This window comes from Streptomyces sp. NPDC104581, assembly GCF_055583685.1.
Window position 1 is genome coordinate 85,547 of sequence record NZ_JBVJNN010000018.1, and the last position, 17,444, is coordinate 102,990.

At 71.7% G+C, this 17,444-nt stretch carries 18 protein-coding genes and 1 tRNA gene; 10 read left to right on the plus strand and 9 right to left on the minus strand.

All coding sequences use genetic code 11. From position 1 onward, the window contains the following. Positions 1-120 precede the first annotated feature (120 nt). Complete coding sequence (locus tag ACZ61E_RS17180) at positions 121-636, minus strand: FHA domain-containing protein FhaB/FipA (RefSeq protein ID WP_078076186.1); 516 nt, start codon at positions 634-636, stop codon at positions 121-123. 10 nt (positions 637-646) lie between these two features. Then, positions 647-1,492, minus strand: coding sequence for an FhaA domain-containing protein (locus ACZ61E_RS17185; RefSeq protein ID WP_469700437.1), 846 nt, complete (start codon positions 1,490-1,492; stop codon positions 647-649). Positions 1,493-1,807: 315 nt separating this feature from the next. On the opposite strand from ACZ61E_RS17185, the gene ACZ61E_RS17190 reads away from it, so the two are divergent. Next, a tRNA-Leu gene (locus ACZ61E_RS17190) sits at positions 1,808-1,894 on the plus strand. 316 nt (positions 1,895-2,210) lie between these two features. On the opposite strand, the gene ACZ61E_RS17195 is transcribed toward ACZ61E_RS17190, so the two are convergent. Continuing rightward, positions 2,211-2,825: an FMN-dependent NADH-azoreductase gene (locus ACZ61E_RS17195; RefSeq protein WP_469700438.1), complete on the minus strand. Its 615-nt coding sequence runs from the start codon at positions 2,823-2,825 to the stop codon at positions 2,211-2,213. Between the two features lie 143 nt (positions 2,826-2,968). On the opposite strand from ACZ61E_RS17195, the gene ACZ61E_RS17200 reads away from it, so the two are divergent. From ACZ61E_RS17200 to ACZ61E_RS17215, 4 genes are all read left to right on the plus strand, one after another. Continuing rightward, the gene (locus ACZ61E_RS17200; protein WP_469700439.1) at positions 2,969-3,322 is read left to right on the plus strand and encodes a winged helix-turn-helix transcriptional regulator; all 354 of its coding nucleotides are present in this window, start codon (positions 2,969-2,971) and stop codon (positions 3,320-3,322) included. Between the two features lie 192 nt (positions 3,323-3,514). Next, complete coding sequence (locus ACZ61E_RS17205; protein ID WP_469700440.1) at positions 3,515-4,975, plus strand: DUF2252 domain-containing protein; 1,461 nt, start codon at positions 3,515-3,517, stop codon at positions 4,973-4,975. 70 nt (positions 4,976-5,045) lie between these two features. Then, positions 5,046-5,981 carry a hypothetical protein gene (locus ACZ61E_RS17210; RefSeq protein ID WP_469700441.1) on the plus strand — a complete coding sequence of 312 codons (936 nt, stop codon included), beginning with the start codon at positions 5,046-5,048 and terminating at the stop codon, positions 5,979-5,981. A 321-nt stretch (positions 5,982-6,302) separates the two neighbouring features. Then, positions 6,303-6,647, plus strand: a complete 345-nt coding sequence (locus ACZ61E_RS17215; RefSeq protein WP_469700442.1) for a rhodanese-like domain-containing protein — start codon at positions 6,303-6,305, stop codon at positions 6,645-6,647. 51 nt (positions 6,648-6,698) lie between these two features. Here the strand turns inward: ACZ61E_RS17215 and paaE are convergent, their stop codons facing one another. Genes paaE through paaA form a run of 5 tightly spaced genes read right to left on the minus strand, consistent with a single transcriptional unit; the run spans position 6,699 to position 10,331 of the window. Further along, a complete protein-coding gene (paaE, locus tag ACZ61E_RS17220; protein WP_469700443.1) occupies positions 6,699-7,763 on the minus strand; it encodes a 1,2-phenylacetyl-CoA epoxidase subunit PaaE in 1,065 nt (354 codons plus the stop codon). Continuing rightward, positions 7,764-8,270, minus strand: coding sequence for a 1,2-phenylacetyl-CoA epoxidase subunit PaaD (gene paaD, locus ACZ61E_RS17225; RefSeq protein WP_469700444.1), 507 nt, complete (start codon positions 8,268-8,270; stop codon positions 7,764-7,766). After that, positions 8,264-9,025, minus strand: a complete 762-nt coding sequence (gene paaC, locus ACZ61E_RS17230; RefSeq protein ID WP_469700445.1) for a 1,2-phenylacetyl-CoA epoxidase subunit PaaC — start codon at positions 9,023-9,025, stop codon at positions 8,264-8,266. Before paaC ends, paaD begins: the two co-directional genes overlap by 7 nt. Beyond that, on the minus strand, positions 9,022-9,312 hold the full coding sequence (gene paaB / locus ACZ61E_RS17235) for a 1,2-phenylacetyl-CoA epoxidase subunit PaaB (protein WP_469700446.1): 291 nt from the start codon (positions 9,310-9,312) through the stop codon (positions 9,022-9,024). The genes paaC and paaB overlap by 4 nt, the downstream gene beginning before the upstream one ends. Continuing rightward, positions 9,309-10,331, minus strand: coding sequence for a 1,2-phenylacetyl-CoA epoxidase subunit PaaA (gene paaA, locus ACZ61E_RS17240; RefSeq protein ID WP_469700447.1), 1,023 nt, complete (start codon positions 10,329-10,331; stop codon positions 9,309-9,311). The genes paaB and paaA overlap by 4 nt, the downstream gene beginning before the upstream one ends. Positions 10,332-10,445: 114 nt before the next feature. Between paaA and ACZ61E_RS17245 the strand changes: the two genes are divergently transcribed. Genes ACZ61E_RS17245 through ACZ61E_RS17255 form a run of 3 tightly spaced genes read left to right on the plus strand, consistent with a single transcriptional unit; the run spans position 10,446 to position 13,277 of the window. Then, positions 10,446-11,201, plus strand: coding sequence for a DUF5819 family protein (locus tag ACZ61E_RS17245; RefSeq protein ID WP_469700448.1), 756 nt, complete (start codon positions 10,446-10,448; stop codon positions 11,199-11,201). Further along, positions 11,198-12,490, plus strand: a complete 1,293-nt coding sequence (locus tag ACZ61E_RS17250; protein ID WP_469700449.1) for an HTTM domain-containing protein — start codon at positions 11,198-11,200, stop codon at positions 12,488-12,490. Before ACZ61E_RS17245 ends, ACZ61E_RS17250 begins: the two co-directional genes overlap by 4 nt. A 34-nt stretch (positions 12,491-12,524) precedes the next feature. Next, the gene (locus ACZ61E_RS17255; RefSeq protein WP_469700450.1) at positions 12,525-13,277 is read left to right on the plus strand and encodes a TrmH family RNA methyltransferase; all 753 of its coding nucleotides are present in this window, start codon (positions 12,525-12,527) and stop codon (positions 13,275-13,277) included. Positions 13,278-13,330: 53 nt separating this feature from the next. On the opposite strand, the gene paaN is transcribed toward ACZ61E_RS17255, so the two are convergent. Then, positions 13,331-15,040, minus strand: coding sequence for a phenylacetic acid degradation protein PaaN (paaN, locus tag ACZ61E_RS17260; protein WP_469700451.1), 1,710 nt, complete (start codon positions 15,038-15,040; stop codon positions 13,331-13,333). Between the two features lie 243 nt (positions 15,041-15,283). On the opposite strand from paaN, the gene ACZ61E_RS17265 reads away from it, so the two are divergent. Both ACZ61E_RS17265 and ACZ61E_RS17270 read left to right on the plus strand, forming a co-directional pair. Then, positions 15,284-16,816 (plus strand): 3-hydroxyacyl-CoA dehydrogenase, encoded by a 1,533-nt coding sequence (locus tag ACZ61E_RS17265; protein ID WP_469700452.1) that lies wholly within the window; start codon positions 15,284-15,286, stop codon positions 16,814-16,816. After that, the gene (locus tag ACZ61E_RS17270; protein WP_469700453.1) at positions 16,813-17,409 is read left to right on the plus strand and encodes a TetR/AcrR family transcriptional regulator; all 597 of its coding nucleotides are present in this window, start codon (positions 16,813-16,815) and stop codon (positions 17,407-17,409) included. The genes ACZ61E_RS17265 and ACZ61E_RS17270 overlap by 4 nt, the downstream gene beginning before the upstream one ends. Positions 17,410-17,444: the final 35 nt, after the last annotated feature.

Below are 17,444 nucleotides of genomic sequence, written 5' to 3' on the forward strand. Positions count from 1 at the left end.
TTCGCCAGCCGAATGTGGCGCCAGCCGGTCTCGAGCCACACTGCCCACCCTCCGGTCGGGAGCCTGCGGTCCCACGTCGGGACCGCCGCGGCTCGCTCGCTCCGCTCGCTCATTGTCGTACTACTTCCGCAGCTCGATGACAGTCTTGCCGATGCGGATCGGCGCGCCGGGCGGAATCGGTGTCGGCGTGGTGAGCCGGGTCCGGTCGAGATACGTGCCGTTGGTGGACCCGAGATCCTCGACGATCCACTGGCCGTCTCGGTCCGGGTAGATCCTGGCATGCCGGCTGGACGCGTAGTCGTCGTCCAGCACGATCGTCGAGTCGTGCGCCCGGCCCAGGGTGATGGTCTGCCCCTGCAGGGCCACCGTGGTGCCGGTGAGGATCCCCTCCGAGACGACCAGCTTCGTGGGCGCCCCACGGCGCTGGCGCCCGCCCTGCTGCCGCTGCGCGGGCGGTCCCGCGTTCTGGCGGGCGGCGCCCTGCGGCGGCCGTGTGTCGGCGTTGCGGCGTGAGCCGCGCTGCGTGACACGCGTGCCGAACAGATCGCTCCGAATGACCTGGACGGCCACAATCACGAACAGCCACAGAACGGCTAGGAAACCTAGCCGCATGACCGTCAGGGTCAGCTCTGACATTGCCCCCGCTTCACCCTTCGGCTTGCCGGTAAACGATGGTGGTTTGGCCCACGACGATCCGCGAGCCGTCGCGGAGCGTAGCGCGGGTGGTGTGCTGTCCGTCTACCACGATGCCGTTGGTGGACCCGAGATCCTGGATCGTCGAGGGCGTTCCGGTCCGAATCTCGCAGTGCCGACGGGAGACACCGGGGTCGTCGATCCGCACGTCGGCGTCGGTGCTGCGGCCCAGCACCAGCGTGGGGCGCGAGATCTGGTGGCGGTTGCCGTTGATCTCGATCCACCGGCGGACCTGGGTGCCCGGCATCGCGCCCGGGGGCGGAGTCGAGGGCTGGGCCGGCTGTCCCGGCCGCCCGGCGCCCGGCGGGGGCGACGGCGGCATGGGGGGCGGGGACGAGGGCGGGTAGCCGTAACCACCGGAGGGCGGGGCCGCGGGGGGCCCGCCGGGTGCGGGGCCGGGACCGTGCTCGGGTCCCTGTGACGTACTCGACGCCAGGGTGCGGCTGCGCACCCGGTACAGACCGGTGTCGAGGTCGTCGGCCTTCTCCAGATGGACCTTGATCGGGCCCATGAAGGTGTAGCGCTGCTGCTTCGCGTAGTCGCGGACGAGCCCGGAGAGTTCGTCGCCGAGCTGACCCGAGTACGGGCTGAGGCGCTCGAAGTCGGGCGCGCTCAACTCGACGATGAAGTCGTTGGGGACGACGGTCCGCTCGCGGTTCCAGATCGTTGCGTTGTTGTCGCACTCACGCTGAAGGGCGCCGGCGATCTCCACGGGCTGCACCTCGGACTTGAACACCTTCGCGAAGGTGCCGTTGACCAGACCTTCGAGTCGCTGCTCGAAGCGCTTCAGGACTCCCATGGGGCACCTCCTCCGTCGTTGCCGTCCTGGTACTGCTTACTGATCGTATCCACGCGTCGGGAAATCGGCTGGTTCCCCTTGTCTGCCCCGTCGATGAGTGTCACCTCTCACACGGATCGTAGAGGCGGCCTCAGGACAGTGTCCCGCACCCGGGGTGCACTCCGGAGGAGTGGGGGGAGGCCGCTCGAGGTTGCTTGTTCCCCGGCCGGGTCGCCGAGAAAAACGGATGTGATTCCACGCTCCGCAGCGTGCTAATCTTTTCGATGTCGCCAGGCGATCACACCAGCAGGTGAGAGGCCGGACGGCACACCCAATGCGCGGGTGGCGGAATAGGCAGACGCGCTGGATTCAGGTTCCAGTGCCCGAAAGGGCGTGGGGGTTCAACTCCCCCCTCGCGCACCAGGAGAACCGACGAAACGGGTCTCCGCCAGAGACGAAAGTCCTGGCGGAGGCCCGTTTCTCGTATGCCCTGGTCCGGTGCGGCGTACCGTGCCGCGACTTGGCTTGTTGTGGACCCCGAGCGGGGCGGGGCGCGGTGCGCGTGGTCCGGCGTGTGCGGTGACGCATGTCACCGGGCGGGGGCGTGCGTTCACGATCCGACCCGCACACGTACTGCTCGGGGTGCGGGTCGGGCTGTGCCGGCCGTGTGTGCCGTTCGCGGTCCGGGTGCGGGTGCCGGTGCGGGGCCGGGGTCCGGGTCCGGGGTGCGCGGGCCGGGTCAGGCGGCGAAGCGGGAGGCCAGGGCCTTGGCCTTCTGCGCGGCCTCTTCCCGCGCCCTGGCGCGGGACGCCTCGGCGAGCGGGATCAGCTCGGCCATGGCGGGCACGGAGTGGGCGAGGGTCAGCTCGGGGACGATGAAGTCGACGTCCTTGACGCCGAACATGCCGGTCAGCACCTTCTCCAGATAGTTCTGGACGAACTCGAAGTCCGCGCGCGGGGTGCCTGCGACGTACGAACCGCCCCTGCTGGCCACGACGGTGAACGGCGTGCCGGTGACGGGGCTCTCCTCAAGGGCGTTGTAGCCAAGGATGATCACGTGATCCAGCCATGCCTTCAGCGTGGACGGAATCGTGAAGTTGTACATCGGGGCGCCGATGAGAACGGCGTCCGCGGCCGCGAGCTCGGCGGCGAGTTCGGCGCGCAGAGCGTTGCCCGCGCCCGCCGCGGCGGCGGCGATGTCCAGGTGCGGCAGCGGCGCCGCGGCGAGATCGCGGTAGACGACCTCGCCCTCGGGGTGCTGCTCCCGCCAGCTCTCGACGAAGGCGGCGGTGACGTCGCGCGAGGCGGATCCCTGGGGGGAAACGGCGGAGTCGATGTGCAGCAGCGTGGCCATGAGGGTCTCCATGAGGAACGGAAGGGGTGGGTCTCGGCACGGCGGACGACCGATGCCGGGTCTGCATTTTCGTACGTGACTATTGATAACACAGGAGCTTACTTTTTTTCATCACCTCATGGCTTCGCAGTACTCTGGGTGCCATGGAGGGAAACGGGGATCCGTGCAAGCCGGTGGACGTGGGGATGACGCGCGTCTTCGAACTGTTCGGCAAGAGATGGACCGGGCTGATCGTGTCCGTCCTGATGCAACGGCCCGTGCACTTCGCGGAGTTGCGGCGGGCGATCCCCGGCATCAGCGAGCGGATGCTGTCCGACCGGCTGACGGAGCTGGCGGGCGCGGGGCTGGTGGTGCGCGAGGTCGACGAGGGGCCGCCGCTGCGGGTCGCGTACCGGCTCACCGACGCGGGGGCGGCGATGGAGCCCGCGCTGCGGGAGCTGGGGCGGTGGGCCGAGAAGCACCTGGCGGGCGACAGCGGCTGCACGGAGCACGGCTAGCGGGTGTCCTGGCCCCGGCGACTGTCCGGCGCCTCCGCGATCGGGCGCCTCCGCGACCGGGGGCGATGAGGGCTGTCCGGGCGGTGGGAGCTGGGCTTTCGCGGGTTGTCCACAGGGGGCGACGGTTGTCGGGGCACGGCGGTAACGTCATGGGCGGTTGATGTCGGACGAGTGCGGGGGAGGCGGCGCGCCATGGGCGAGGCCGGTGCGGTGATGGCGGACGAGCGCATTCCGGTCGTGCCCGGGTTCGCGGGGCGCGCGGGGGCGGGCCGTGGGCGGGGGACGCCGAAGGCCGCGGGGAAGGCCCTGCGGGAGCGGGTTCCGAGGTCTTCGCACGATTCGCTGGTGCTCCCGGCCGCGCGGCCGGACGCGGTGCGGGCCGTCGAGGAGTCGAACCGGGACCGGGTGCCCGAGCTGGCGCCGCTGCGGGTGGGCCGCATGGCCGCGACGCCGTTCGCGTTCCTGCGGGGCGCGGCCGGACTGATGGCGCACGACCTGGTGGGGACGCCGGTGACCGGCGCCGCGGCGCAGATCTGCGGGGACGCGCACGCGGCGAACTTCGGACTGTACGGGGACGCGCGGGGCCGGCTCGTCATCGATCTGAACGACTTCGACGAGACGGTCGTCGGCCCCTGGGAGTGGGACGTCAAGCGGCTCGCGACCTCGCTGGTGCTCGCCGCGCGTGAGGCCGGTGCCGACGAGGACACGTGCCGCCGCGGTGCCCAGGACGCCGTGGGTGCCTACCGGCGCACGATGCGGCTGCTGGCGAAGCTGCCGGCGCTGGACGCGTGGAACGCGATCGCCGACGAGGAACTGGTCTCCCACACCGACGCCCGCGACCTGATGGGGACGCTGGAGCGGGTGTCGGAGAAGGCACGCAAGAACACGAGCGCGCGCTTCGCCGCCAAGTCGACGGAGATCGTGGACGGTGACGGGGGGGCCGGGGGAAGCGGGCGCGCGGGTGCCGCGCGGCGCCGCTTCGTCGACGCGCCGCCGGTGCTGCGGCGGGTGCCGGACGGGGAGGCCGCGGCGGTCGCGGCCTCGCTGGGTGACTATCTGGGCACGCTCTCGCCGGACCGGCTGCCGCTGCTCGCGCGGTACGCGATCCATGACGTGGCGTTCCGGGTGGTCGGCACGGGCAGCGTCGGGACGCGGTCGTACGTGGTGCTGCTGCTGGACCACCGGGGCGAGCCGCTGGTGCTTCAGGTGAAGGAGGCGCGGACGTCGGCGCTGGTGCCCCATCTGGCGGCGGCGGGCTTCGAGGCTCCGGTCGTGGAGCACGAGGGGCGCCGGGTGGTGCGCGGGCAGAAGCGGATGCAGGTCGTCAGCGACAATCTGCTGGGCTGGACGACGGTGGCCGGCAGGCCGTATCAGGTGCGGCAGTTCAGGAACCGCAAGGGCAGTGTGGATCCGGCCGAGCTCCCGGCCGACCAGGTCGACGACTACGCGCGGATGACCGGCGCGCTGCTGGCCAGGGCGCACGCGCACAGCGTGGATCCACGGCTCGTCGCGGGGTACTGCGGCAAGAACGAGAAGCTGGACGAGGCGGTCGCGGCCTTCGCCGTGGCGTACGCGGACCGGACCGAGGCGGATCACGCGGAGCTGGTGACGGCCGTCAAGAGCGGCCGGATCGCCGCCGAGCTGGGGGTGTGAGGCAGGGCTCGCCGGGGCGCGGGACCCGGTATGTGAGGGAGGAGGCCGCGTTCGCCCGTACGCTGGACGGGTGACGCAGGAAGCCCCCGGGGAGCCGACGATCCGTAACGACGACGAGCAGGACGTGCCAGACGTGCCGGACGCCACGACGGAGGCCACCGCGGACACCGCGGACGCCGCGGACGCGGCGGGAGCGGCGGACGGGGGTGCGGGAGCCGGACCGGGGCCCGAGCGGCCGGAGGCGCGGCTCGAGCGGGCCGTGCGCGCCGCCGAGCAGGCGCTGATCGAGTTCGAGATCGCGCTGGAGACGTTCCGCGTCGAGGTGGAGAACTTCTCGCGGCTGCACCATCAGCGGCTGGGACCGATGTACGCGCGGCTGGACGAACTGGACGCGATGATCGCCGAGGCGCGCGCGTCCCGGTCGGGTGACCCGGAGGATCTGCGCAAGGCGCGCGAGGCCCGCGCCATGGTGCAGCCGATGCCGGGGATCGAGGAACTGTTCCACGACTGGCTGGACTCCGACGGTCTGTCGGCGGAGGCCGCGGCGATGCTGACCGACCAGCCCGTGCAGCCGCCGAAGCGGGTGCGGCCGACCGACGAGGTGCGCAGGCTCTACCGCGACCTGGCCCGCAAGGCGCACCCGGACCTGGCGCAGGAGGAGACCGAGCGGGCCCGGCGCGAGGAGTTCATCACCCGTGTGAACGCGGCCTACGGGCGTGGGGACGAGGGGCTGCTCAGACAGCTGGCGGAGGAGTGGGCGGCGGGGCCGGCCCCGCAGGAGCCGCGGCTGAGTGAGAGCGAGGAGCTCTACGCCCGGCTGGAGTGGCTGGCCCAGCGCAAGGAGCTGCTGACGCTCCTGGCACAGGAGCTGGAGCAGAGCGCGATCGGCGCGATGCTCCGGATGGCGCCCGACGACCCCGACCGGCTGCTGGATGAGATCGCCGAGCAGCTGCTCGCCGAGGTCTCCGGACGCGAGTCGGAACTGGCCAGGTTGGGGCAGTCGTAGGTCGTGTCTTCAGAGTCCCGCCCGGCCCGCGACGCCTGGCGCGACGCCTCGCCGCGTGGTCGTAAGCCGGCCGGGTACGCCCCGTGCGAGACCGGTCCTCCGCTTCGCGGTGCACCGCGCCGGCCGCCGCGGGCCCCGCCCTGCGGGCGGACGGCGCTACTTTGAAGACACGACCCAGGGCCGGTCGTTCGGATCAGGCCGGATCAGTGGCCGGGGCACGCGAGCCCGGCAAGATCCGAACCACCGGCCCCAGATGGTCCCGTGCGCCAGGCTGTATCCGTCGCACCCGCATACGCACACGTACGAGAGAAGGCACATCACATGAGTTTCGCGCAGCTGCCCACGGTGGATGTCGCGGCCGTCCCGTCCGACGCCCTGGTGCTCGACGTCCGAGAGGACGACGAGTGGGCGGCCGGACATGTCGAAGGCGCGCTGCACATTCCGATGAGCGAGTTCGTCGGACGTCTCGGTGAGGTGACCGAGGCGGTGGCCGACGGGCGCAGGGCCTATGTCATGTGCCGGGTCGGCGGCCGGTCCGCGCAGGTCACGCAGTACCTGGTGGGCCAGGGCGTCGACGCGGCGAACATCGACGGCGGCATGCTGGCCTGGGACGGCGCGGGCCGGCCGATGGTCACCGACAACGGCAGCCCCGCGCTGGTGCTCTGACGAACCGTCGGCCGCGCCGGGGCCCGCCCTCTGAAGGGGCGGGCCCCGGGGTCAGCGGTCGAAGTCCAACTCGACCTCGGCGGTGGCCGGGTGGGACTGGCAGGCCAGTACGTAGCCCGCCTCCGTCTCCTCCGGCTCCAGGGCGTAGTTGCGGTCCATCCGCACCTCGCCCGAGACGAGGAAGGCCCGGCAGGTCCCGCAGACGCCGCCCTTGCAGGCGTACGGCGCGTCCGCCCGGTTGCGCAGCACCGTCTCCAGCAGGGAGTCGCCGTCCTGGACGGGCCAGCTGCCGGAGCGTCCGTCGAGCGTCGCGCTGAGTTTGCTGCCGCCGGGGGCTGCCGTGGCGGCGGCGGCCCTGGCTGCCGAGGCCACGCCCGGCACGCCGTCGTCGACATGGAAGATCTCCTGGTGGACGGCCTTCCGCCCGACGCCGAGGGCGCGCAGCGCCCGCTCCGCGCCCATGACCAGACCGAGCGGCCCGCACAGGAACCAGCCGTCGACACTCTCCACCGGGAGCAGCGCGGGCAGCAGACCCGCCAGCCGTTCCTCGTCCAGCCGGCCCGAGGGGAGCCCGGTCTGCTGCTCCTCCCTGGACACCACCGTGACCAGCTGGAAACGGTCCGGATGGCGGTCCTTGAGGTCGGCGACCTCCTCCAGGAACATCGTCGAGGCCACCGTGCGGTCGCTGCGGATCAGACAGAACCGGGCGTCCGGACGCTGTTCGAGGAGCGTCGAGGCGATCGACAGCACCGGGGTGATGCCGCTGCCGCCGACGATCGCGACGAAGTGCCCGGCGCGCGGCTCCAGCCGGAAACGGCCGGTCGGCGCCATCACGTCGACCGTGTCGCCCACGGCGAGTTCCTTGACGGCGTACGTGGAGAACTCGCCGCCCTCGACCAGCCTGATGCCCACCCGCAGTACGGGCCGCTCGCCGGCGGGCGTGCAGATCGAGTACGTACGGCGGATCTCCTCGCCGTTCACGACCCGGCGCAGCGCGATGTGCTGTCCGGGGGTGTGCCGGAACGTCTCGTTCAGCTCGGGCGGTACGGCGAAGGTGACGGTCACCGAGTCGTCCGTGAGCCGCTCGACCTCGCTGACACGGAGCGGATGGAACATCTACAACTCCTTGAAGTGGTCGAACGGTTCACGGCAGGCCGCGCAGCGGCGCAGCGCCTTGCACGCGGTCGAGGAGAACCTGCTCAGCAGCTCGGTGTCCGTCGAGCCGCAGTGCGGGCAGCGGATGGCGAGCGTGAGCGGCACGGGCCCGTCCGTGCTGTGGGGGCGGGGCGGCGCGATCCCGAAGTCCGCGAGCTTGCGCCGTCCTTCGGCGCTGATGTCGTCCGTCGACCAGGCGGGGGAGAGCACCGTGACGACGGAGACGTCCGGTATCCCGTGCTCGTGCAGGATCCGCTCGATGTCCGAGGACATCGTCTCGATCGCCGGGCAGCCGGTGTACGTCGGGGTCAGCTCGACCTCGACCCGGCCGGGGCCGGAGACATGGACGCCGCGCAGTACGCCCAGCTCCTCCAGCGTCACCACCGGCAGCTCCGGGTCGGGCACGGAGCCGGCGATCGCGCGCAGTTCGCTCTTCAGCGCCGTGGGGCTGCCGGTGCCGGTCACCATGACGCCCCCGGGTGGCTGCGGTGCAGGTGCTGCATCTCGGCGAGGAGCCGGCCGAACGACTCGGTGTGCAGGCCCTGTCTGCCAGCGCCCGCCGCCCATGCCCCCGAGCGCGGTCCGTCGGGCACGGTCAGCGTCGCGCGCTCCAGGACGGCGGTGATCGAGGAGAGCCAGCTCTCCTCCAGCTCCCGCCGGTCGACCCCGTCCAGCCCGTTCCCCGCGTCGCCGTCGCCGTCGCGGCCGATCGGTTCGAACATCTCGCCGGTGAACCGCCACAGCGCCGTACAGGCCCGCCGCATCCGCTCATGGCTCTCGGCGGTGCCGTCACCGAGCCGCAGCGTCCACTGCTCGGCGTGGTCCCGGTGGTAGTCGACCTCCTTCACGGCCTTGGCGGCGAGTCCGGCGAAGGGACCGTCACCGGCCGCCAGGGCGGCGTACAGGAGCCGCTGGTAGGTGGAGAAGTAGAGCTGGCGCGCGATCGTGTGCGCGAAGTCGCCGTTCGGCTGCTCGACCAGCTGGAGATTGCGGAAGGCGCGCTCCTCGCGCAGGAAGGCCAGCTCGTCCTCGTCCCCGACGAGGGAGTACAGGACCCGGGCCTGGCCCAGCAGGTCCAGCGCGATGTTGGCGAGGGCCACGTCCTCTTCCAGCTCGGGCGCGTGTCCCGCCCACTCCCCCAGCCGCTGCGCCAGGACGAGCGCGTCGTCGGCCAGGGCGAGGGCCGCGGTGTCGGTCCCGGTGCGGGTCGGGGTGCCGGTCACAGGTGACGCACCCCCTCGGGGATCTCGTAGAACGTCGGGTGGCGGTACGGCTTGTCGGCGGCCGGTTCGAAGAAGGAGTCCTTCTCGTCCGGCGAGGACGCGGTGACCGAGGCGGAGGGGACCACCCAGATCGACACCCCTTCGCTGCGGCGGGTGTAGAGATCGCGTGCGTTGCGCAGGGCCATCTCCGCGTCCGGGGCGTGCAGGCTTCCCGCGTGGGTGTGCGACAGACCGCGGCGGGACCTGACGAACACCTCCCACAGAGGCCACTGGGTCGATCCGCTCATGCCGTCGCCTCTTTCTCCACGTGCCCGGCCGTGTCCCCGGCCGGGCTCTTCCCGGTGTGCTTCGCCGCGTACGCCGTCGCCGCCTCGCGCACCCACGCGCCCTCCTCGTGGGCGCGGCGCCGCTGGCCGATCCGCTGTTCGTTGCAGGGGCCGTTGCCCTTGAGGACCTCCCGGAACTCAGTCCAGTCGATCGCCCCGAAGTCGTGGTGGCCCCGCTCCTCGTTCCACTTCAGGTCCGGGTCGGGGAGCGTGAGTCCGAGCGTCTCGGCCTGGGGGACGCAGATGTCCACGAACCGCTGGCGCAGTTCGTCGTTCGAGTGCCGCTTGATCTTCCAGATCATGGACTGCACGGAGTGCGCCGACTCGTCGTCCGGGGGGCCGAACATCATCAGCGACGGCCACCACCAGCGATTCACCGCGTCCTGCGCCATCTCGTGCTGCGCGGGGGTGCCCCGGCTCAGGGCGAGCAATGATTCGTACCCCTGACGCTGGTGGAAGGACTCCTCCTTGCAGATACGGACCATCGCGCGGGCGTACGGGCCGTAGGAGCAGCGACAGAGCGGGACCTGGTTCGTGATCGCGGCGCCGTCCACGAGCCAGCCGATCGCGCCGACGTCCGCCCAGGTCAGCGTCGGATAGTTGAAGATCGACGAGTACCTCTGGCGGCCGGTGTGGAGCTTGTCGAGCAGCTCGTCACGGCTCGTGCCCAGGGTCTCCGCGGCGCTGTAGAGATACAGCCCGTGTCCCGCCTCGTCCTGCACCTTGGCCATCAGGATCGCCTTGCGCCGCAGCGAGGGCGCGCGCGTGATCCAGTTCGCCTCCGGCTGCATGCCGATGATTTCCGAGTGCGCGTGCTGGGCCATCTGGCGGACGAGCGATGCGCGGTAGTCCTCCGGCATCCAGTCGCGGGGCTCGATGCGCTCGTCGGCGGCCACGGCGGCGTCGAACGCCGCCCGGGCCTCCTCCACCGTCGCTTCCACCGTTGCCTCCACAGCCGTCCCCGCGGTCACTGCCGTCATCCGGACCCCCTACCGACCGATCGTTCGGTTCATGGACTTCAATGGTCGGTCGGCGGCCCGTAGGGTGTCAACCCTGTGGATAACCGACGGTGGAAAGACGGGGATCGGGGCGGGATGGATTCGTACGACGCCAAGGGTGAGAACCCGGCACCAGAACCGGGTCCACCAGCGGGTCCACCGAGGGGGATAGCCGGGCTCTCCTTCCCCTACCAGGTGGCCGCCGCCGTCGCCCTCGCCGTCGTCGGACTGGTCGCCATGGGCCATGTGGCCATGGTGTTCCTGCACGTCGCGCCCGACAACACGATCTCCAAGGAGTACGGCGAGGAAGTGGGCGACTGGGTGTTTCCGGAGTTCGAGCAGAACTGGAAACTCTTCGCGCCCAACCCCCTCCAGCAGAACATCGCCGTCGAGGTCCGCGCCGAGGTGGACCGCGCGGACGGATCGCGCGGTACGACCGGCTGGATCAACCTCACCGAGGAGGACGCCAGGTCGATCCGCGGCAACCCCCTCCCCAGCCACGTCGACCAGAACGAGCTGCGCAGGGGCTGGGACTTCTACGTCGACTCCCATGACGAGAAGGCGCGCCCCAACGGTCTGCGCGGGCAGCTCTCCGAGAGCTACATACGCCGGATAGTGATGCTGCGGCTGGAGGCGCACGATCTCGGCGGTCCCGTCGAACGCATCCAGCTCAGGTCCGTCACACGTGCGGTCGCCGCGCCCCCGTGGAGCGACGAGAAGACCAACACCAAGCCCGGCTACCGGGTCTTCCCCTGGTGGACCGTGACCTCCGACGACCTGCCCGAAGGGGTCCGGAACGAAGGCGTGGGCACCGGCGCGCGCGAGGATGCCCGTTCGGAGGCCCACCGATGAGCCGCCCCGCCCACGAGCTGCCCGCCGGCCGCAAGGCCGCGCTCGCCCTCCAGCGCGTCACGTCCCGGTCGCTCGGCCCCTACCAGAGCGCCGTCGTCCGTATCGGCTTCGCCGCCGCCTGGCTGCTGTTCCTGCTGCGCGAGCTGCCGAACCGCCGTGAGCTGTACGGGCCCGGCAGCCCGTGGAGCTGGGACATGGCCCAGCAACTGATCGCGGGCAACGACGCGTTCACCACCCTGATGTGGTCCGACAGCGGCGTCTGGTTCGAGATCGTGTACGCCGTCGCCGTACTGTCCAGCGCCCTGCTGATGCTCGGCTGGCGCACCCGCACCATGTCGGTGCTCTTCATGGTCGGCGTCCTGTCCCTTCAGAACCGCAGCATCTTCATGGGCGACGGCGGCGACAACGTCATCCATCTGATGGCGATCTACCTCGTCCTCACGCGCTGCGGCCAGGTCTGGTCGCTGGACGCCCGCCGGCGGGCCCGCGCCGAGCGCGTCGTGGCGTCGGGCGGTACCGCGCCCGCCGACCGGGTCGGGCCGGTCCTGTGGGTGGTGCTCGGCGTGGCCCTGCTGGGCACGCTGCTGGACACGACCGGCGGCGAGTGGTGGGTGATCGCGCTGCTGTGGACGCTGTGGATCTCGCAGGGCGTGTGGTGGGCGGTCAACCGCTACGCGCCCAGGAGCGAGCAGCGCGCGCTGCTGGACGTCCTCGCCAACCTCACGCACAACGCCACGCTCGTCGTGATCATGGTCGAGGTCTGTCTGATCTACGCCACGGCCGGCTGGTACAAGATCCAGGGCTCGCGCTGGCAGGACGGCACCGCGCTGTACTACCCGCTGAATCTGGACTACTTCGCGCCCTGGCCCGCGCTCTCCGACATCCTGGCGTCCAGCGGCGTGATGGTGATGGTGCTGACGTACGGCACGGTCATGGTGCAGGTCGCCTTCCCCTTCACGCTCTTCAACCGGCGCGTCAAGAACGTGCTGCTGGTCGTGATGATGCTGGAGCACGCGGGCATCGCCGTGCTGCTCGGGCTGCCGTTCTTCTCGCTCGCCATGATCGCCGCCGACGCCGTCTTCCTGCCGACGAACTTCCTCGTGCGGGTCGGCGACATGGCGGCGCGGAGCGCGCGGCTGCTCCCCCAGCGGGCGGCTGAGGACACCGCACCCGACCGGCGTCAGGGGGACGGCTCCGAGAAGCCGGGTGCGGAGGCGGGGGCCGGGACCGGCACCGAGGCCGGCCCGGGCACCGACGCCGCCGGTGCGGACCCTTCGCTCGTCCGGTGACGGCACACCCCGTCCCCCCGCCTACGCTGGCGCGATGAACGATGTCGATCCCGCCGGCGCCGTGCGGCTGTGGCACGAGGCGGCTCCCGGCGCCGTGGTGCTCGACGGCTTCCACGCGCTGAAGCACGCGTTGCGGTTCGGGGCGCGGGTGTCGCTCGTCCTGACGAGCGACAAGGAGTCCGTACTCGCCCTCGCGGCCGAACTCGCCGACGATCTGACCGGCACGCTGCGGCGCTCCGTCGTCGAAGTGCCGGCGGACGAGCTGCGGCCGCTGGTGCCGAAGGTGCACCCGACGCGGGTGGTGGCCCTGGCCGTCAGACGGGGCCGGGCGGACAATCTGGCCGAGCTGGCGGCGGCGCCCCGGCGCTCGCCGGTCGTCGTGCTCGACAATCCGCGCAATCTCGGGAACGTCGGCGCCGTGGTGCGGCTCGCGGCCGGTTTCGGGGCGACAGGGGTGGTGACGACCGGGGATCTCGACCCGTGGCATCCGAACGCCGTCCGCGCGGGCGCGGGGCTGCACTTCGCCACCGCCGTGGAGCGGCTGGCCCTCGACGCGTTCCCCCCGGGCCCGCTGTACGCGCTGGACCCGGAGGGCGACGACATCCGCTCGGTGACCGTCCCCGACGGCGCGCTGCTGGCCTTCGGCTCCGAACGGCACGGTCTCTCCCCCGAACTGCGGGAGCGGGCCGACGCGTTGCTGGCCCTGCCGATGCGGCCCCAGGTCTCCAGCTACAACCTCGCCACCAGCGTGGCCATGACCCTCTTCCACTGGGGCGGCCCGAACTGACCCGCGCCCGGCCGCCGTTGGACGGCCGGGCCCGGATCGTGTCCGGCCGGGCGTCAGCCCTGGCGGCGGACCTCGACCGTGCGGAAGCGGTTGGCCACGAAGGCGGCGTCGCACAGTGCCGCGTTCGCCGCCGGGTTGCCGCCGGAGCCGTGGAAGTCGGAGAAGGCCGCCGTCTGGTTCACATAGACGCCGCCCGTCAGATTCAGGGAGAGCTGGGCCAGCTCCTCCAGACAGACGTCCTCGACGGCGCGCTCCGTCCCGGCCGAGGTCGTGTACGCGCCGACCGTCATCGCGCCCTTGTCGCGCACCGTGCGGCGCAGCAGTTCCAGCGCCTCCTCGGTGGAGTCCACGGCGACGGCGAACGAGACCGGTCCGAAGCACTCGGCGAGATACGGCGCCTCGGGGCCGTTCGCCCCCTCCGCCGCGTCCCACTGCTTGCGCGAGCCGTCGGACTTCACGATCGCGGGCGTGCGGACCACCGCGTCCGGGAAGTCCGGGTTGGCGATCTCGCGCGAGGCGAGCGCCACGTCGCCCAGCTCGGCGGCGGCGTCCAGCCTCGCCTTCACGTCCGGGTTGACCAGGGCGCCCAGCAGGCCGTTGGCGCGGGCGTCGTCGCCGAGCAGACCGCTCACCGAGGCCGCCAGGTCGGCGACCACCTCGTCGTACGACTTCGGGCCCGCGTCCGTCGTGATGCCGTCGCGCGGGATGAGCAGGTTCTGCGGGGTGGTGCACATCTGGCCGCTGTAGAGGGAGAGCGAGAAGGCCAGATTGGCGAGCATGCCCTTGTAGTCGTCGGTGGAGTCCACGAGGACCGTGTTGACGCCGGCCTTCTCCGTGTAGACCTGCGCCTGGCGGGCGTTGGCCTCCAGCCAGTCGCCGAACGCGGTGGACCCCGTGTAGTCGATGATCCTGACCTCGGGCCGGACCGCCAGCGTCTTGGCGACGCCCTCGCCGGGGCGCTCGGCGGCCAGCGCGACGAGATTCGGGTCGAAGCCGGACTCGGCGAGCACCTCGCGGGCCACCCGCACCGTGAGGGCGAGGGGCAGCACCGCGCGCGGGTGCGGCTTGACGAGGACCGGATTGCCGGTGGCCAGCGAGGCGAACAGGCCCGGATAGCCGTTCCACGTCGGGAAGGTGTTGCAGCCGATCAGCAGCGAGACGCCGCGCGGGGCGGCGGCGAAGGACTTCCGCAGCTCCAGGGGGTCGCGCTTGCCCTGCGGCTTCGACCAGTCGGCCTCGGCGGGGGTGCGGGTCTGTTCCTGGTACGCGTACGCCACCGCCTCCAGGCCGCGGTCCTGGGCGTGCGGCCCGCCCGCCTGGAACGCCATCATGAACGCCTGCCCGCTGGTGTGCATCACGGCGTGGGCGAACTCATGGGTGCGGGCGCTGATCCGGGCCAGGATCTCCAGGCAGACCAGGGCGCGTGTCTCCGGTCCCGCCGCGCGCCAGTCGCCCATGCCCGCGCGCATGGCGGGCAGCAGGACGTCCGGGTCGGCGTGCGGATACTCGACGCCGAGCTCCGGGCCGTACGGCGAGCGCTCGCCGCCCGTCCAGCCGTCGGTGCCGGGCTGGTCCAGATCGACACGGGTGCCGTGCAGGGCTTTGAACGCGGCCAGCCCTTCGGCCGGCGCGCTCTCGCCGTACGCCTTCGGGTGCTCGGGGTGCGGCGACCAGTAGGCGCGCGTACGGATCGCGTCGAGGGCCCGGTCGAGCGTGGGCCGGTGCTTCTCGTTGAGCTGCTGGGGGCTGAGCTGGGCGGCCATGACTGACCAACTCCTCGTCGAGCTGGGCGGGAGGGGGACACGTGGGACAGCGGGACACGGGCAACGGACAGAGTTAGAGTAACCGAACGATCGGTCGGGACAAGGGGGGCTGTGGAAAACCCGTGTTTTCCCGCCGTCGTGGAAGGTCCCGTTCCGGTCAGTCCGGGCTGATCGGCGCCCGGGACCGGACTCCTTGCGGAGGTCCCGTACCGCGGCGGAAGTTCATACAGGAGGATCGGTTTCATGACTGCAATCGAGCGCTCCCGCGTCGTCGCGGTGGTCGGCACCGGCACGATGGGACAGGGAATCGCCCAGGTGGCCCTGGTCGCCGGCCATCCCGTGCGCCTCTACGACGCCCTGCCGGGCCGCGCCCAACAGGCGGCCGAGGCCGTCGGAGCCCGGCTTGACCGGCTGACCGAGAAGGGCGGGCTGGACGCGGGGGACCGCGACAGCGCCAAGGCCCGGCTGCTGCCCGCCGCCGAACTGTCCGAGCTCGCCGACGCCGCGCTCGTCGTGGAAGCCGTACTGGAACAACTGGCGGCCAAACAGGAGCTGTTCGCGGCGCTGGAGGACATCGTCGCCGACGACTGCCTGCTCGCCACCAACACCTCCTCCCTCTCCGTCACGGCCGTCGCGGGCGCCCTGCGCCACCCGGGCCGCGTCGTCGGCCTGCACTTCTTCAACCCCGCGCCCCTCCTGCCGCTCGTCGAGGTCGTCAGCGGCCACGCGACGGAGGAGACGGCGGCCACGCGCGCGTCGGCGACGGCCACGGCGTGGGGCAAGACACCCGTGAGCTGCGCCGACACCCCGGGTTTCATCGTGAACCGGGTCGCCCGCCCCTACTACGCCGAGGCGCTGCGCCTGTACGAGGAGCGGGCCGCCGACCCCGCGACCATCGACGCCGTGCTGCGCGAGTCGGGCGGCTTCCGGATGGGTCCCTTCGAACTGACCGACCTCATCGGCCAGGACGTCAACGAGGCGGTCACCCGCTCCGTCTGGGAATCCTTCTTCCAGGACGCGAAGTTCACGCCCTCGCTCGCCCAGCGGCGCCTCGTGGAGTCGGGCGGCCTCGGCCGCAAGTCGGGCCGGGGCTGGTTCTCCTACGAGGACGGCGCCCCCGCCCCCGTACCGCACACCGCGCCGCCCGCCGATCCGCCGTCGTCCGTGGTCGTCCAGGGGGAGCTGTTCGCCGCCGGCGTGCTGCCCGAACTGATCGAAGCCGCCGGGATCGAGGTCATACGCAAGGAGGACGCCGTCCCCGGATTCCCTGGCTGGCTCGAACTGCCCTGCGGCACACGGCTGTTCCTCACGGACGGCGAGGCCGCGGACAACTCCGACCTCCGGCTGATCCACTTCGACCTCGCGCTCGACTACCGCACCGCGACCCGGATAGCCCTGGCGCCGTCCGCGACGGTGGCCGAGGAGTCCCTCCGTACGGCCGTCGGCCTCTTCCAGGCGCTCGGCAAGGCGGTCAGCGTGATCGCCGACGTCCCCGGCATGATCGTGGGCCGCACGGTCGCCATGCTCGTCGACTTCGCGCTCGACGCCGAGGCACGCGGCGTCGCGTCGGCCGAGGACATCGACACCGCGATGCGGCTCGGGGTCAACTACCCGCGCGGGCCGCTCGACTGGGGCGCGGAGCTGGGGGCCGACCGCACGCTGTACCTGCTGGAGCGGATGCACGAGGAGTACCCGTCGGGCCGGTACGCCGCCTCGCAGGCGCTGCGCCGGCGCGCCGCCGCCGAGGTCGCGCCGTCGGAAGGGGCGGGCTCGTGACGACCGCCAAGCGGGACACCTACACCCCGGAGACCCTGCTGACCGTCGCGGTCGGCGTCTTCAACGAACGCGGCTACGACGGCACGTCCATGGAGCATCTGTCGAAGGCCGCCGGTATCTCCAAGTCCTCGATCTACCACCATGTCGCGGGCAAGGAGGAACTGCTGCGGCGCGCGGTCAGCCGGGCCATCGACGGTCTCTTCGGGATCCTCGACGAGCCGGGCGCCGGGCGGGGCAGGGCCGTCGAGCGGGTCGAGTACGTGACGCGCCGCACGGTCGAGGTCCTGATGGCGGAGCTGCCCTATGTGACGCTCCTGCTGCGGGTGCGCGGGAACACCAGGACCGAGCGCTGGGCGATGGAGCGGCGGCGGGAGTTCGACCAGCGGGTCGCCGACCTGCTCAAGGCGGCGGCCGACGACGGGGACCTCCGCGCGGACATGGACATCAGGCTGGCGACCCGGCTGCTGTTCGGCATGGTCAACTCGCTGGTGGAGTGGTACCGGCCGCAGGCGGCCGGCGGCTACGACAGCGACCAGGTGGCCGAGGCGGTCGTACGGATGGCGTTCGACGGACTCCGTACGGAGGCGCCGTAACGCCTCCGGGCGTCCCCGCGGGGGCCTGGCCCGCC